Annotated in this window: 14 protein-coding genes; 7 read left to right on the top strand and 7 right to left on the bottom strand. The window is 55.7% G+C overall.

The window, feature by feature from the left end:
- Window positions 1–62 precede the first annotated feature (62 nt).
- The 5 genes from ACYVGU_RS06195 to ACYVGU_RS06175 all read left to right on the top strand — a co-directional run bounded on the left by ACYVGU_RS06195 (window position 63) and on the right by ACYVGU_RS06175 (window position 6,255).
- Window positions 63–1,217, top strand: coding sequence for a glycosyltransferase family protein (locus tag ACYVGU_RS06195; protein WP_460621330.1), 1,155 nt, complete (start codon window positions 63–65; stop codon window positions 1,215–1,217).
- Between the two features lie 115 nt (window positions 1,218–1,332).
- Window positions 1,333–2,328: a 3-oxoacyl-ACP synthase III family protein gene (locus ACYVGU_RS06190; protein WP_460611917.1), complete on the top strand. Its 996-nt coding sequence runs from the start codon at window positions 1,333–1,335 to the stop codon at window positions 2,326–2,328.
- A 136-nt stretch (window positions 2,329–2,464) separates the two neighbouring features.
- The gene (locus ACYVGU_RS06185; protein WP_460621998.1) at window positions 2,465–3,124 is read left to right on the top strand and encodes a metal-dependent transcriptional regulator; all 660 of its coding nucleotides are present in this window, start codon (window positions 2,465–2,467) and stop codon (window positions 3,122–3,124) included.
- Window positions 3,125–3,258: 134 nt separating this feature from the next.
- A complete protein-coding gene (mnmE, locus tag ACYVGU_RS06180; RefSeq protein ID WP_460621329.1) occupies window positions 3,259–4,650 on the top strand; it encodes a tRNA modification GTPase in 1,392 nt (463 codons plus the stop codon).
- A gap of 312 nt (window positions 4,651–4,962) precedes the next feature.
- The gene (locus ACYVGU_RS06175) at window positions 4,963–6,255 is read left to right on the top strand and encodes a type II citrate synthase (RefSeq protein ID WP_460611920.1); all 1,293 of its coding nucleotides are present in this window, start codon (window positions 4,963–4,965) and stop codon (window positions 6,253–6,255) included.
- A 100-nt stretch (window positions 6,256–6,355) separates the two neighbouring features.
- Here ACYVGU_RS06175 and ACYVGU_RS06170 read toward each other — a convergent pair whose 3' ends face one another.
- The 7 genes from ACYVGU_RS06170 to lepA all read right to left on the bottom strand — a co-directional run bounded on the left by ACYVGU_RS06170 (window position 6,356) and on the right by lepA (window position 13,399).
- Window positions 6,356–6,721: a hypothetical protein gene (locus tag ACYVGU_RS06170; RefSeq protein ID WP_460611921.1), complete on the bottom strand. Its 366-nt coding sequence runs from the start codon at window positions 6,719–6,721 to the stop codon at window positions 6,356–6,358.
- Window positions 6,722–6,904: 183 nt separating this feature from the next.
- Window positions 6,905–7,273: a hypothetical protein gene (locus ACYVGU_RS06165; RefSeq protein WP_460621328.1), complete on the bottom strand. Its 369-nt coding sequence runs from the start codon at window positions 7,271–7,273 to the stop codon at window positions 6,905–6,907.
- 309 nt (window positions 7,274–7,582) lie between these two features.
- Window positions 7,583–9,532 (bottom strand): OmpA family protein, encoded by a 1,950-nt coding sequence (locus ACYVGU_RS06160; RefSeq protein ID WP_460621327.1) that lies wholly within the window; start codon window positions 9,530–9,532, stop codon window positions 7,583–7,585.
- A gap of 13 nt (window positions 9,533–9,545) precedes the next feature.
- Complete coding sequence (locus ACYVGU_RS06155; protein ID WP_460621326.1) at window positions 9,546–10,193, bottom strand: 7-carboxy-7-deazaguanine synthase QueE; 648 nt, start codon at window positions 10,191–10,193, stop codon at window positions 9,546–9,548.
- Window positions 10,194–10,398: 205 nt separating this feature from the next.
- Window positions 10,399–11,310 carry a bifunctional 5,10-methylenetetrahydrofolate dehydrogenase/5,10-methenyltetrahydrofolate cyclohydrolase gene (locus ACYVGU_RS06150; RefSeq protein ID WP_460621325.1) on the bottom strand — a complete coding sequence of 304 codons (912 nt, stop codon included), beginning with the start codon at window positions 11,308–11,310 and terminating at the stop codon, window positions 10,399–10,401.
- Between the two features lie 15 nt (window positions 11,311–11,325).
- Window positions 11,326–11,505: a hypothetical protein gene (locus tag ACYVGU_RS06145; RefSeq protein WP_460611926.1), complete on the bottom strand. Its 180-nt coding sequence runs from the start codon at window positions 11,503–11,505 to the stop codon at window positions 11,326–11,328.
- Between the two features lie 106 nt (window positions 11,506–11,611).
- Entirely contained in the window at window positions 11,612–13,399 is a 1,788-nt protein-coding gene (gene lepA / locus ACYVGU_RS06140) for an elongation factor 4 (RefSeq protein WP_460611927.1), read from the bottom strand.
- 333 nt (window positions 13,400–13,732) lie between these two features.
- Here lepA and ACYVGU_RS06135 point away from each other — a divergent pair, with 333 nt between their 5' ends.
- Window positions 13,733–14,140: a GlcG/HbpS family heme-binding protein gene (locus ACYVGU_RS06135; protein ID WP_460611928.1), complete on the top strand. Its 408-nt coding sequence runs from the start codon at window positions 13,733–13,735 to the stop codon at window positions 14,138–14,140.
- 44 nt (window positions 14,141–14,184) lie between these two features.
- Window positions 14,185–15,411: a formaldehyde dehydrogenase, glutathione-independent gene (gene fdhA, locus ACYVGU_RS06130; protein WP_460621324.1), complete on the top strand. Its 1,227-nt coding sequence runs from the start codon at window positions 14,185–14,187 to the stop codon at window positions 15,409–15,411.
- Window positions 15,412–15,487 lie beyond the last annotated feature (76 nt).

The raw sequence follows: 15,487 nt of genomic DNA, 5'->3' as shown, positions 1-15,487 counted from the left end.
GGCATCATTCAGAGCTTCTCCGCCGACAACTAACAAGCAAACTTACCATCTTCGCAGGCAATATGCCGCCTTCGCTGACCATTTTACTGGCCTCCGTGCTCAAACCGCTCGATGACACCCGCATGCTGGGCAAGTTCGGGCGCACGCTGGCCAGCCGGGCAGGCACCCAAGTACACGTGGCGGGCCGCCTTGCTCCTACGCCGTCAGGCCTACCAGACAATTTGCGGACGCATGCCCTACTGGCTGGCTCCCGCCTAAGCTTTGCCCGCGTGAAGGCACAATGGACGTACTGGCAATTGCTGCGTAAGCTGAGGCCCAACCTAGTGTTTGTACATGCGCCCGAGCTGCTACCCCTTACGGCGCTTTGGAGTGTACTGGGACCTAACAGGCGCTTTGTATATGATGTGCGGGAGAATTATGCCCTCAACATCCAGACGCAGCAGGTCTACCCGGGGTGGGCACGCAACGTGCTGGCGAGGCTGGTGCGCGGACTGGAAACCCTGGCGGCCCGGCGCGCTACGGCCATTGTACTGGCCGAGCGCAGCTACGCCGAGGAATTGCCCTTCGCCGAGCCCAACCGCACGTTGATACTCGAGAACAAATACCAGCCAACTACTCGGGAGGAGGCGACACCGGTTTGGCCGCGGCAGCTACCTAGTACCTCAGAGCCCCTTCGGCTGCTGTATTCCGGCACCATCTCGGAGCTGAACGGCGTGTGGGAAGCTATTCGGTTTGCCCGGCACCTGCAAGAAGCCTGGCCCTTGGTACACCTGACCATCATTGGAGCCTGCCAGCAGCCGGGGTTGTTCCCGCGCCTGGAGGCTACCGTAGCCGATATGCCAACCCTTGTAACCCTGATGGGGGGCCAACAGTTGGTGCCGCATGCACGGGTAGTGGCGGAAATGCACCGTAGCCATTTGGGGTTGCTGCCGTATCAGCCGCACCCGAGCACCGCCCGCTGTATTCCAACCAAGCTGTTTGAGTACCTAGCCAACGGCTTACCCATAGTGCTACCGCCAAACCCCTTGTGGCAACCGCTCGTGCAACTCCACCAGGCCGGCATTGTCCTTGACTTTCAGCAGCCCGAGTACCCGCCCGCTGGCACGCTGGCAGCCATGCTGGCGGAGCGCCCGTATTACCCGCAAGGCACTCCGCCGGAAGCGCTTTGGGCTACTGAAGCCGAAAAATTGCACCAGCTACTAGATTCTATTAAGTAACTGCCGACCTTTGCAGGCCGTTTACGGGGCTGGGTCTGTTTTTTTCTACCTTGGGCTCAGATTCTCTGACCTACTTGCTCCGCAAATTCCCCCATTGATGAACTCTACTCTCCGAATGTCTGAAATTGCGGGTGTAGGCCACTATGTGCCTGCCCGCGTGGTCACCAATGCCGACCTCACTACCCTCATGGAAACCACCGACGAGTGGATTCAGGAACGCACCGGCATCCGGGAGCGTCGCTGGTTTGAGGAAGGCAAAGACACCACGGCCAATATGGGCGCCAACGCCTCGCGCAAGGCCCTAGAAATGGCTGGCCTCACGCCTGACGATGTGCAAATGATTGTGTTTGCTACGTTGTCGCCTGACTACTTCTTTCCCGGCTCTGGCGTACTGTTGCAGCGCGAACTAGGCATCAAAGACCCAATTCCGGCGTTTGATGTGCGCAACCAGTGTTCGGGCTTCGTGTACGCACTGTCCATGGCCGATCAGTTCATCAAGACGGGCATGTACGATACCGTGCTGGTAGTGGGCTCCGAAATCCACTCATCCGGCCTCGACATCAGCACCCGCGGCCGGGGCGTTTCGGTGATTTTTGGCGATGGTGCCGGCGCCGTAGTTCTGCGGCCCAGCACACGCCCGGACCACGGTATCCTGAGCACGCACCTGCATTCCCAGGGCGAGCACGCCGAGGAACTCATCGTGAAAGAGCCCGGCTCGAACCGCAACAACCGCGTGGACTATGTGGTGGCCAATGAACTGGAAATGTACCCGTACATGAACGGCCAGAACGTGTTTAAGCACGCAGTGGTGCGGTTCCCGCAGGTTATCAAGGAAGCCCTCGATAAGAACGGATACCAGCCTCAGGACCTGGATATGCTGATTCCGCACCAGGCCAACTTACGCATCACGCAGTACGTGCAGCAGAAGATGGGCCTCTCCGACGATAAGATCTTCAGCAACATTCAGCGCTACGGCAACACCACGGCCGCTTCGGTTCCGATTGCCTTAAGCGAAGCCGTGCAAGAAGGCCGCATCAAGCGCGGCGACCTGGTGTGTCTGGCTGCGTTCGGCTCCGGCTTTACCTGGGCTTCGGCCCTGATTAAGTGGTAGCAGCGGCGTCCCTTTACTAGGGTGTTCCTACGCTCCAACCTGTAAGAAGCGCGGCCGGTAATATGTACCGGCCGCGCTTTTTGCAAAATCGTGCATCTTCGCTCCTTCAACACCTTTGCCCCGAAGCCCTACCTGCGTGCCCAGCTACACCGAGGAAAACTACCTGAAAGCCATTTATAAGCTAGCGGAGGCCCAACCCGGCACCGAGGTTAGCACCAACAGCGTGGCGGAAGCCCTGCAAACGCGGGCCGCTTCCGTAACGGATATGTTGCGCCGCCTCGGCGAAAAAGGCCTGCTACATTACACCCGCTACCGGGGCGTTACGCTCACGGCCGAAGGCAAGCGCCTAGCCCTGCTCACCATCCGCAAGCATCGCCTCTGGGAAGTATTCTTGGTGCAGCAGCTGGGCTTTACCTGGGATGAAGTGCACGACGTAGCCGAGCAGATGGAACACATTGATTCGGACTTGCTCGTGCAACGCCTCGATGAGTTCTTGGGCTGCCCGCAGTTTGATCCCCACGGCGACCCTATCCCCACGGCCGAAGGCATCCTGCATCGCCCCCAGCACCGCCTCCTCGCCGACCTTCGCCCCGGTGACCAGGGCGTGGTGGTAGCCGTCAAAAACACGTCAGTTCCCTTTCTGCAGTACCTGGACAAGGTAGGGCTGAACCTAGGCACGCATATTGAAGTACTGGATAAGATAACGTTTGATAACTCACTTGAAATCAGAATAAACCAGGCCAACAAATACCTTATTTCATCGGAAGTAAGTCGTAATTTATTCGTGACGGGCTAGGTAGTTTGCTAGGTACTTGGCTTGCTTGAACCGCCTGAAATTTACCACTGCTTGCTGGCGCGCCTTTGCTGGTTTCTAGCAATACATACCGCGGCTGAACGCCTACCTTTGCAAACGAAACCATTTCGTTCGCCGTGGCCGCTGCCCTTCCTTTTTCGCTTTCAGATACCATTGTGGCCCTGTCCACACCACCCGGCTCGGGTGCCATTGCGCTGGTTCGTCTCTCCGGCCCCGATGCTATCCGCCTCACCGATGAAGCCTTTGCCGGTAAGCGCCTCCGCGACCAGGCCAGCCACACGCTTCATTTTGGTACTATCCGGGATGGTGAGCGAATCATTGACGAGGTGGTGGTTTCGCTATTCCGCACGCCGCACTCCTACACCCGCGAGGACGTAGTGGAAATCAGCGCCCACGGCTCCGACTACATTGTGCGGGAGCTACTAGCCCTCTTTACCCGCCGAGGTGCCCGCCTAGCAGAAGCCGGCGAGTTCACAAAGCGGGCCTTTCTCAACGGTGCCTTCGACCTGGCCCAGGCAGAAGCCGTGGCCGACCTGATTGCCTCCGACTCCGCCTTATCGCACCAGGTAGCCATGCGCCAGATGCGCGGCGGCTTTTCGCAGGAGCTGAAAGACCTACGCGGGCGTTTGGTGCAGTTTGCCGCCTTGCTGGAACTGGAGCTCGACTTTGGCGAAGAAGACGTAGAGTTTGCCGACCGCACGGGGCTAGTAACCCTGCTACAGGAAGTTCAAACGCTGGTCCGCCGACTGCTCCGCTCCTTTGAGCTGGGCAATGTCATCAAGCACGGCGTTACCACCGTCATAGCCGGCCGACCCAACGCCGGCAAAAGCACTTTGCTCAATGCTCTGCTGAACGAGGAGCGCGCCATCGTGTCAGACATTGCCGGCACCACCCGCGACCTGATTGAAGACGAGGTAAACGTAGATGGCATCCGGTTTCGGTTTGTGGATACAGCTGGCCTACGCGACACCTCTGATGTGGTAGAAGCCATGGGTGTAGAGCGCACCATGAAGCGGGTTCAGCAAGCTTCTATTGTGGTATATCTATTTGATATTACGAGTACTACTCCTGCGCAGCTTGAAGCAGAAATTGAAGCGTTGAAGGCACCCATGGGTACCTCGGTACTAGCCGTCGGCAATAAGCTAGATGTAGCCACTGACCCCGAGCAGGAAGCCTTCCGTGGGCGCCCTGATACGGTGCTGATTGCCGCATCCAGAGGCGACGGGCTAGATGAGTTGCGCGAGCTACTACTAGGCCGGGTACGGGGCGAAGGCCTCGATTACACTGGTGCCAGCACGATAGTCACCAACGTGCGCCACGCCCGCAGCCTGGAGCAGGCAACCTTGCATCTGGATGCCGTAGTGCACGGGCTGGCTGCCGGCGCTGGCACCGAGCTGCTGGCCGCCGACCTGCGCCATGCGCTGGCAGCGCTGGGCGAAATAACGGGCGAGATAAGCAACGACGACCTGCTCACCAGCATCTTCACCCAGTTCTGCATCGGCAAGTAGCATAGCGCCTCATGAGCTCGACACTAACTAGGCCGGCTTACCGTTCCATACTTGTTCAGGTCAGTTACTAGGTGTGGTTTTGGGCATGGCTACCCAATCTGGCTGCAGGGGTTGAAATATTATGCGGATTACGGGTAAAAAATTGCTCGGCATGCCACACTTATCATAGTTGGAGCCTTTCTTTGCGTTTTACCCCAACTCAAACAACAACCTGGGCCGAGTTGTAGTATAGGTGCCAAACTCTCACTGGGTTTTACTGCTTGCCGGTAATTCTTTAGTTTCGCCTCGCAACCCACCCTTCAACCCACGCTTATGGCAGAATCTGCTGAACTGATCCTCGACGGGAAATCCTTCTCTCTCCCTGTTATCGAAGGTACTGAGCACGAAAAGGCTTTCGATATTGGAAAGCTGCGCGACCAGACGGGGTACGTTACCCTTGATTCCGGCTACAAAAACACCGGTGCTACCAAAAGCGCCATCACTTTCCTCGATGGTGAGGAAGGCATACTGCGCTACCGGGGCTACCCGATTGAGCAACTGGCCGAGAAATCGAGCTTTATTGAAGTTGCCTACCTGCTGATTTATGGCAAGCTGCCCACCCAGGCCGAGCTGCAGGACTTCAGCAACCAGATTACCAAGCACACGCTGGTACACGAAGATGTTCGGAAGATTTTCGACGGCTTCCCCTCCGCTGCGCATCCCATGGCGATTCTCTCGTCGCTGATCTGTGCCCTGACCGCCTTCTACCCCGAAAGCGTAGCCCCCGATCTGAGCAAGGAGGAAATCGACCTGAACGTAATCCGCCTGATGGCCAAGCTGCCCACTATAGCCGCCTGGACCTACAAAAATCAGATGGGTCATCCGTTGAACTATCCGCGGAACGACATGGACTACTGCTCTAACTTCCTGCACATGATGTTCAGCTTCCCTACGGAGAAGTATGAGCTGAACCCAGTAGTGGTTAGCGCCCTCAACAAGCTCCTCATTCTGCACGCCGACCACGAGCAGAACTGCTCCACCTCCACGGTACGCCTAGTAGGCTCGGCCAATGCCTCGCTGTATGGCTCGGTATCGGCTGGTATCAACGCTTTGTGGGGCCCCCTGCACGGCGGTGCCAACCAGGAAGTGGTAGAAATGCTGGAGGCTATTGAGCGTGATGGTGGCGACACCAGCAAGTTCATTGCGAAAGCCAAGGACAAGGACGACTCGTTCCGCCTCATGGGCTTTGGCCACCGCGTGTATAAGAACTTCGACCCGCGCGCTACGATCATCAAGAAGGCTGCCGATGAAGTGCTGACGGCACTAGGCCTGCAGGATAGCCCTCTGCTGAAAATTGCGAAGGAGCTGGAACAGGCTGCCCTCACCGATGAGTACTTCATCCAGCGCAAGCTGTATCCGAACGTAGACTTCTACTCAGGCATCATCTATAAAGCCCTGGGCATTCCTACCGAGATGTTCACGGTTATGTTTGCCCTAGGCCGCCTACCCGGCTGGATTGCCCAGTGGAAAGAGATGCGCGAAAACAAAGAGCCTATCGGTCGTCCGCGTCAGATCTATACTGGCGAGACCGAGCGTGACTACGTAGGCATTGAGCAGCGTTCGTAGTAGCTTACTGCCCTCCTACCCAACAAAAAAGCCCGCTGCTGTAGCGGGCTTTTTTGTTGGGTATTTTTTGCTTCCGGCAGCGCCGGGAGCAACTCTACGCTTAGCGCACGTTGGTTGCCGTGAAGTTCAGCTTTACGTCTTCGTAGGCTGCAAGCTGCTTGGGCCAAAGAATGGCGGCCAGGTCCCACTCATAGCGCATCTGCACGTCGGCCATTGCTTTGTCGAGGTTTTCGCTGTCGCCGGAAAACTGCTTTTTGGCATCAGCTATTTCGCTTAACAGGCGGTAGTTGAGCTGGCGTACTTTCACGTACTGGCCTTCGCTAAGCTTGGTGCGCTCAGCCATGCGTTTAGTCAGCTCAGTAGCACGCGCTGCTAGCTTGGTGCCCTCATCAGCGGTGGTGGCTTGCGCCATGTTTCCCAAGGAAACCAATAAAAGGAAGGTCAGGCAAGCGAATACGTTCTTCATAAAGGTGTCAGGTTGGTGGACAGGAAAAAGGAAGGCATTCAGTGATTGATATTTGAATATACTATATATCTATCATATTATCAATATGATATGTAATATTTCTAGTTTATTACTTGGGCACAATAGCGCTAACCTAGCTTATTAAAGCAGCAGCCCGCTTTGTGGGCGGGCTGCTTAAACTGTTTACTTAGGCGTGGCACCTAGTGCCGTCATGCTGGTGCGGCTCTGCTGGAAGATGGAAAGCTGGGCCGGACGAAGCAAAGCAGTCAGGTCGGTTTCGTAACGCGACTGGGCATCCGCTAGGCGCTGGTCCAGCACCGACTGGTCGGCAGCGAAACGCGTCTTCAGATCTTCCAATTCCGTCAGCATCCGGATGTTCAGTTGCTTCACCCGCAAGTACTGCCCTTCATCAAGGCGGGCCTTTTCAGAGATGGAGCGGGTCAGAGCAGTGGCGCGGGAGGTAATGCTGCCGGAACCATCAGGCTCGGTGCCAGCCATAGCAGCACTCTGCAACCCGAACAGTAAACATGCAAAAAGAGTAGTCTTTTTCATGGTAAGCGTTTGTAAAAGGGTTAGGAAGAAAGAATTAACAAAATCAAGAGCCTAATACTAGAGTAAGCTTACTTGAGGCAATACAGCTTCAGAGTTGCTAGACCCAGATTAGGGCATGTCCAAATATACAGCTTGATATTAAATAAAAAAAAGAATTTTTATAACTATTATACTCTACAACTTACACCAAAAAGTACTATTCATCTCATAATCAGCCTTGTAATAGTATAATCAAAAAGGGATACTACAAATGAAAAAAACCCAACCGCTTACGCAGTTGGGTTTCAAATAGTACAACTCTCAGGGGTTTTACAGAATCCGAAGCTCTATGCGGCGGTTTTGCTGCCGATGTTCCTCCGAATCGTTTGCCATCAAGGGCTTGGTCTCGCCGTAGCCTTTAAAGCGTAACCGCTCAGCTTTCACACCTTGGCTAATGAGATACGTGTATACTGATTTTGCTCGGCTTTGGGACAAAAGGAAGTTGTCTTCATCTGAGCCTACGTCATCGGTGTGGCCCGATATTTCCACCTGTATTTCCGGGTATTGCTTCATAAAGCCCACTAACCGGTTCAGCTCTGTGCGCGACTTAGATTTGAGCTCAAACTTGTTGGTATCGAAGAACAGGTTGTTAAGCACAATGCTGCGGCCCGAGCGCACCGGCTCCAGGTAAATATCCAGCGTCAGCGGATCGAAATTCCGCTTATCGCTGAAGTCAAAGCTCAGGCTTTTCATCAGGTACTTGTCGGCGGCGGCATACATGGCGTATTGCCGGCCTTCGTTCAGGACCACGGTGTATTCCCCGTTTTCACTATCCGACGACACATATTGCACCAGTTCATCTGTGTTCAGGTCATACAGCTGCACATCGGCCTGAATGGGCTTTTTCGTGAAAGCGTCGAATACCCGACCCTGCGTATAGGTGCTGGTTTCGCGGGCGCGCATCTCCTTGGGTACGGCAAAGCCAAACAACTCCACCGGCCGGTCGCGCTCCTGCTTCACGCCGGGTTCCGTAGCGCGAGAGCGGGAACAAAAGCCTCTGCGGTTATCGGAGCTAATGAAAAGGGATGCTTCGTTCTCGAAGGTGTTGAGGGGGTAACCCAGATTTTGCGGCACACTCCATTTGGTTCCTCCCAGTTGCTCACAGCGGTAAATATCAAGCCCGCCCATGCCTACCAGCCCATCCGTGACATAATAGAGGGTAGTGCCGCTGGCATGGATAAATGGAGCCATATCCTTGCCTGGCGTGTTCACAGGCTCACCCAGGTTGCGGGCCGGCGTCCAGTTGCCGTCGGCGCCGAGGGTAGTAACGTAAATATCTTCCTGACCTTTCCCGCCGCGGCGCATGCTGGTGAAGTACAGGGTCCGGCCGTCGGCGGAAAGCGTGGGCTGCGAATCCCACTCCGACGAGTTAACGTTGCGACCCAAGTTTTGAGGTTTGCTCCACGCATTGCCCGTCCGCCGAGAAATATACAGGTCGCAGTTGCCTACTGAGTTGGGTCGGTCGCAGGAAGCAAAAACCAGTGTTTTTCCGTCGCCGGAAATAGTACCGGCGCCTTCATTGAAGCTCGTGTTAATAGCTGGCGAAATGGAGGCTGGGGCGCCCATGGTACCATCGGGGTTTTGGCGGCTCACAAACAAGTCCTCGCCGCTTTCCAGCGTTGGCCGTCCGGTGAAGAGAAGGAACCGGCTATCGGCTGTTAGGGCCGGAAAGTACTGAAAGCGAAACGTGTTGAGGGGCTCAGCCATGCGCTCCGGCTGAATGCCATTAGGAGCCGCCATAGACTTCTGCGCAAACTCGCAGTTCAGCAGCTGCCGTTGGGCGCGGGGAATATTGCGTTGCCCTTTGGCGGCTGTTTTCAGGTATTTTTTGTAGCTGTCTGCCGCAATGGGGTATTCCCCAAACGTCATGGCCAACTCGCCCAGCGTGTAGTAATCAGTGGCCCTGGTAGGGCTGAGCGGAATCTTGGCAATACCATCCCGGTAGGCCTCAAAAGCCGACCTATTTTCGCCCATGGACTTGTATAGGGAGCCTTTCAACAGATACGGCTCGCCCAATGAGGGAAATTTCTCATTGAGCTGATTAAGCGTTTCAATGGCTTTGGCGAAGTCCCGGTCTTTGGCCTGCCCCTGGGCCTTTTCCCACAAGTTGCGGGCCTTTGTATTGGTAGTGGCGAGCTTGGTTTGCGCTACTGACCTAGTGGGCATCACCCCACCAACTGATAGCAACACCACAAACGAGACAGAAAGCAAACGGCGCATAAGCGGTAAAACGCTACGGGATGTCGAGGAACTTATGAGTTTGCAGGGAGACTTGCCACTGCGGATGGGCTTTTACGTAATCTACAATAAGGGGCATCATGTCGGTTGATTTGCTCCACTCGGGCTGCAAATAAAGCCGGCAATCGGGTCCCACTTGGGCAGCGTGTTGCTCTGCCCAGGCGAAATCGCTCTTATTAAATACAATGATTTTCAACTCATGTGCCGCCGCCAGCACCGACGGCAGCGGGGCTTTGAATTTCTTGGGCGATACGCAAATCCAGTCCCACTGGCCACTGAGCGGATAGGCGCCACTAGTTTCAATCCAGGTGCGGCAACCGGCATTCTGCAACGCAGAGGTAAGCGGCCCCAACTCATGCATCAGCGGCTCACCGCCGGTAATGACTACGTTGCGGCCCGGGTGAGCCGTTACGGCTGCTACCAACTCAGTAATGGCATGACGCGGATGGGCATCCAGGGGCCAGGATTCCTTCACATCGCACCACACGCAGCCTACGTCGCAGCCGCCTAAGCGGATAAAGTAAGCAGCCCGGCCTGTGTTATAGCCTTCGCCCTGAATAGTGTAAAACTGCTCCATGACGGGCAGTGAAGGTGCTCCCCCTTGTGCCGGGGCAGCCGACGTAACGGGAAGTTCGTGCAGCAAAACAGGGTAGTCGGTAAAAAATAAGCCGGGCCGCCGGAACAGGTCAGACGCATGTGCATCTGGCCCCAAACCAACGGTCCGACATTAAAAGTAGTACACCGCCCCTAATTCTAAAAGCCTGAGGCGGTATTAATTGGATTTTAAAGGACGAAGTGCTGGTTGAAGCCCGCAGCGGCATGAAGCAGCTGCGGGCCACACTAGGCTCTTACTTCGGGTAAACCTCGCCTTTGGCCGCACGCAACGTGTTGAGCAACAGCATGGCAATGGTCATGGGGCCAACCCCACCGGGCACCGGGGTAATGTAGGAGGTCAGAGGAGCTACCTCATCAAACTTCACATCACCCTTCAGTGCCCACCCCGACTTTTTAGTGGCGTCTTCTACGCGGGTCGTTCCTACGTCAATTACCACTGCGCCCGGCTTCACCATATCGGCGGTTACGAACTCCGGACGACCTAGGGCCGCCACCAGAATATCAGCCGTGCGGGTGATTTCCGGCAGATTCTGAGTGCGCGAGTGACATAAAGTAACCGTACAGTTACCAGGCTCTAAGTTCTTAGCTAGCAAGATACTAACTGGCGTACCTACAATATTAGAGCGCCCAATGACCACGCAATGCTTGCCGTCCGTCACTAGCTCGTAGCGGCGCAGCAACTCCACAATGCCAGAGGGGGTAGCCGGCAGCAGAGCCGGTAGGCCCGCCACCATCCGCCCGATGTTCATCGGGTGAAATCCATCCACATCCTTTTCCGGCCGAATTGCCTCGATCACCTTCTCAGAGGAAATGTGGCGCGGCAACGGCAGCTGCACAATGAAGCCGTCGATGCGGGCATCCTGGTTCAACTCCTCCACCTTGGCCAGTAGTTCGGCTTCGGTGATGTCGTCTTCGTAGCGTAGGAGCGTGCTCTCAAAGCCAACCCGCTCGCAGGCCAGTACTTTGTTGCGCACGTAGGTTTCAGAGCCGCCATCGTGGCCCACCAGTATGGCAGCCAAATGGGGCACCTTCTCGCCGTTCGCCTTTAGCTGGGCAACCTCGGCAGCAATTTCCTCTTTAATGGCCTCGGCGGTTTGCTTGCCGTCGATGAGGCGGTAGGTAGTGGCGTCGGGGGCTGTGGTCATATTGGGTTTCTATGGTTAGGCTTTATCCTGCTGACTTTTTTCTTGGTGGGCGGCAATGGCAGCAGCACCCGAAGTTTGAAGCGCTTTCTCCATTACGGGCCAGTCGTCTCTCCACCGGAATTTACGCTCCTGTCCTTTGATTATCTTTTCCAGTTGTTCCTGGCTCGTACAGTTCTTGGTGAGGTTGTTAGACATGTGTTGGATGTATTAATCATACCACGCCGTGTCAAGAAGTGTATGAAGTGAAAAATTTGGAAACAGATACAAAAAAAACGCGCCCCAATGGGGCGCGTTCCACTATTTAATCGATTTTAAGGACGGCCAAGAAGGCCTCTTGGGGTATTTCAACGGAGCCTACTTGGCGCATCCGCTTTTTGCCTTCTTTCTGCTTTTCGAGCAGCTTGCGCTTCCGGCTGATGTCGCCGCCGTAGCACTTGGCGATTACGTTTTTGCGCAGGGCCTTCACGGTTTCTCGTGAAATGATTTTTTGCCCGATGCTTGCCTGAATGGCAATTTCGAACTGCTGACGGGGTAGCAACTCCCGGAGCTTTTCGCAGAGGCGGCGGCCCCATTCGTAGCTCTTGGAGCGGTGCACAATGGCCGACAAGGCATCAACCTTTTCCCCGTTCAGCATAATGTCCAGCTTCACCATATCCGACTCGCGGAAACCAATCAGCTCATAATCAAGCGAGGCATAGCCGCGAGAAATGGTCTTCAGCTTGTCGAAGAAGTCAAATACGATTTCCGACAGCGGCAGCTCAAACGACAGCTCCACCCGCTCAGACGTCAGGTAGCTTTGGCCTTTAATAATGCCGCGCTTCTCCATACAGAGCGTGATGATGGGCCCTACGTAGTCGGCTGCCGTGATGATTTGGGCCTTGATGTAGGGCTCCTCGATGCGCTTGATCATGTTTGGCTCCGGCATTTCCGACGGAGCGTTGATGGTCAGGAGCTGATCCTTGGTGCCAGTGGCGTGGAACTGCACCGAGGGCACGGTGGTAATTACCGTCATGTTGAACTCGCGCTCCAGACGCTCCTGCACGATTTCCATGTGCAGCATGCCTAGGAAACCGCACCGGAAGCCGAAGCCCAGGGCTACCGACGTTTCCGGCTCCCACACCAGCGAGGCATCGTTGAGCTGGAGCTTTTCCATGCAGGAACGCAGCTCCTCGTACTCCGTCGTATCAACGGGGTATATACCGGCAAATACCATGGGCTTCACATCAGCAAAGCCTTGAATAGCTTCAGCAGTCGGCCGGGCCACATGTGTAATGGTGTCACCTACTTTTACCTCGCGGGCTTCTTTGATGCCCGAAATGAGGTAGCCTACGTTGCCGGCGCCTATTTCGAGGCGTGGCTCCTGGTTCAGGCCCAGGATACCGATTTCATCGGCGCCGTATTCTTTGCCCGTAGCCATGAACCGGAGCTTGTCGCCCTTGCGCATGGTGCCGTTCTTGATGCGGAACAGTACTTCGATGCCACGGTACGAATTGAATACCGAGTCAAAAATCAGAGCCTGCAGGGGTGCATCCGGGTCGCCGGCCGGGGCCGGAATCCGCTCACAGATGGCGTTCAGAATGGCTTCAATACCAATACCCGACTTACCCGACGCCGGAATAATCTCATCCCGGTCGCAGCCAATCAGGTCCACAATTTCATCCGACACTTCCTCCGGCATTGCGTGCGGCAGGTCGATTTTATTGAGAACCGGGATAATGGTTAGGTCAGAACCGATGGCCAGGTATAGGTTCGAAATGGTTTGGGCCTCAATACCTTGCGAGGAGTCCACAATCAGCAAAGCGCCTTCGCAGGCCGCAATGGAGCGGGATACTTCGTAGCTAAAGTCAACGTGGCCGGGCGTGTCAATCAGGTTCAGCGTGTACATCTCCCCTTTGTAGGGATACTGCATCTGAATGGCGTGGCTCTTGATGGTAATGCCCCGCTCCCGCTCCAGGTCCATGTTGTCGAGAAGCTGAGCTTGCATATCGCGCTTCGAGACGGTGCTGGTAAATTCCAACAGGCGGTCGGCCAGCGTGCTTTTACCGTGGTCAATGTGGGCGATGATGCAGAAATTGCGGATGTTCTTCACTAGAGGCGGTTTTTTCCGAAGGCGAAGGTACGAAGAATGGCATGGAAAAGCTAACTGGCACCTTGGGCCTGCTACGGCCGCATGCTTCAGTTCTAGCCTTGCGGGCAGCCTGAACCGCAAAAGCACTACCACGCTACCACCCCAAGGAAGTATGTTACAGATGATTTTACTAGCCCCGCTGGCTAACCAAAGTGGCAAAGCAGGCGGCTCAACTATACAATCGTCGCAAAGAGGGTATGTATCGTCGCAACTACTTGGTTGGGGTTAGACGAAAGCAGTATAGCGCCGTTGTAGAGTGCAACCGTTTTCACTTCATCTCCATTCCAAAACACCATGGGAATTACTCTTAAACAAGCCCAGCAGGCCGTGCAGGCAGCCCACGAGAAAGCACTCGAAATGGGAGTCAAAATGAATATTGCCGTGGTCGACTCCGGCGCGAACCTCGTGGCCTTCATCCGCATGGACGATGCGTGGCTGGGCTCCCTCGACATTTCGATTAAAAAGGCCAAGACGGCCCGTTTCTTTGATATGCCCACGGGGGCCATTGGGGGCCTTTCGCAGCCTGGGGGCTCCTTGTATAACATTGAGCACTCCAACGGCGGCCTTATCACTTTCCCTGGCGGCATCCCCCTCAAGAACCACGAAGGCAACATATTCGGCGCTATTGGCGTGTCGGGCAGCACCGTGGAAGACGACCATGCCGTAGCGGAAGCCGGCGTACGGGCCCTGCAGGGAGAATAAGCGGCAGCACTCAGCTGTGTTCCATCATCTCAACTTGTAATTCTATGGCGAGCAACCGAGGCGTAGTATATCTGGGGCCGGGCAAGGTAGAAGTCCAGAACATTGACTTTCCTGTACTGAAAAACCCGAAGGGCCGAAAAATCACCCATGGCGTTATTCTTAAGGTAGTATCCACGAACATCTGCGGCTCTGACCAGCACATGGTGCGCGGCCGCACTACCGCACCTGCAGGGCTGGTGCTGGGCCATGAAATTACCGGCGAGGTAGTGGAGGCCGGCACTGATGTAGAGTTTCTGAAGAAAGGCGACCTAGTGTCGGTGCCATTTAATGTGGCCTGCGGACGCTGCCGCAACTGCAAGGAGCAACAAACCGGCATTTGCCTTACCGTAAACGAGGGCCGTGCTGGCGGAGCTTATGGCTACGTGGACATGGGTGGCTGGGTAGGCGGCCAGGCCGAATACGTGATGGTGCCCTACGCCGATTTCAACCTGCTGCGCTTTCCCGACAAGGACCAGGCAATGGAAAAAATACGGGATCTGACGATGCTCAGCGACATTTTCCCGACGGGTTTCCACGGCGCCGTAAAGGCCGGTGTGGGCCCGGGCGCTACGGTGTACATTGCCGGGGCAGGTCCGGTAGGCCTGGCGGCGGCGGCATCGGCGCAATTGCTGGGCGCGGCGGTGGTGATTGTTGGCGACTTAAACAAAGCACGTTTGGCGCATGCCCGCTCCTTTGGCTGCGAAACCGTGGACTTAACCGAAAACGCCACCCTAGCCGAACAGATAGCGCAGATTTTGGGCGTGCCGGAGGTAGATTGTGCCGTTGACTGCGTAGGCTTTGAAGCGCACGGCGAAGGCAAAACTTCTAAGGAAGAAGTGCCGGCCGCCGTACTCAACTCCCTCATGGAAATAGCCCGGGCCGGCGGCTCCATTGGTATTCCGGGCCTATACGTGACCGAAGACCCCGGCTCTAAAGACACAGCCGCCCAAAAAGGCAGCCTTTCTATTCGGTTTGGCTTGGGCTGGGCCAAGAGCCACTCCTTCTATACTGGCCAGACGCCTGTGCTCAGCTACAACCGCCAGCTGATGCAGGCTATTCTCTACGACAAAGTGCAGATTGCCAAAGCCGTGAACGTGGAGGTCATCAGCCTGGACGATGCTCCGCGCGGCTATGAGGAGTTTGACAGCGGTGTGGCCAAGAAGTTTGTCATCAACCCGCACAACATGATTCCGGACGTAAAGCCGAAGGCCCGCCAAAAGGAAACTGCCTAGGCAACCCTACTGCTTAAACCTGCCCCCGCTCCACGCCAACTTGGTTGTGAGGCGGGGGCAGTTTGCGTCTAAAACA

The sequence above is a fragment of the Hymenobacter tenuis genome, from assembly GCF_054780495.1.
The sequence above is the reverse complement of the archived record's forward strand: the minus strand, read 5'-3'. Positions and strand labels throughout refer to the sequence as shown.

Coding starts and splice junctions, on each gene's coding strand:
- ACYVGU_RS06195 (WP_460621330.1), top strand. CDS start 63: ATGCCGCCTTCGCTGACCATTTTACTGGCCTCCGTGCTCAAACCGCTC.
- ACYVGU_RS06190 (WP_460611917.1), top strand. CDS start 1,333: ATGTCTGAAATTGCGGGTGTAGGCCACTATGTGCCTGCCCGCGTGGTC.
- ACYVGU_RS06175 (WP_460611920.1), top strand. CDS start 4,963: ATGGCAGAATCTGCTGAACTGATCCTCGACGGGAAATCCTTCTCTCTC.
- ACYVGU_RS06170 (WP_460611921.1), bottom strand. CDS start 6,721: ATGAAGAACGTATTCGCTTGCCTGACCTTCCTTTTATTGGTTTCCTTG.
- ACYVGU_RS06165 (WP_460621328.1), bottom strand. CDS start 7,273: ATGAAAAAGACTACTCTTTTTGCATGTTTACTGTTCGGGTTGCAGAGT.
- ACYVGU_RS06160 (WP_460621327.1), bottom strand. CDS start 9,532: ATGCGCCGTTTGCTTTCTGTCTCGTTTGTGGTGTTGCTATCAGTTGGT.
- ACYVGU_RS06150 (WP_460621325.1), bottom strand. CDS start 11,310: ATGACCACAGCCCCCGACGCCACTACCTACCGCCTCATCGACGGCAAG.
- ACYVGU_RS06145 (WP_460611926.1), bottom strand. CDS start 11,505: ATGTCTAACAACCTCACCAAGAACTGTACGAGCCAGGAACAACTGGAA.
- ACYVGU_RS06135 (WP_460611928.1), top strand. CDS start 13,733: ATGGGAATTACTCTTAAACAAGCCCAGCAGGCCGTGCAGGCAGCCCAC.
- fdhA (WP_460621324.1), top strand. CDS start 14,185: ATGGCGAGCAACCGAGGCGTAGTATATCTGGGGCCGGGCAAGGTAGAA.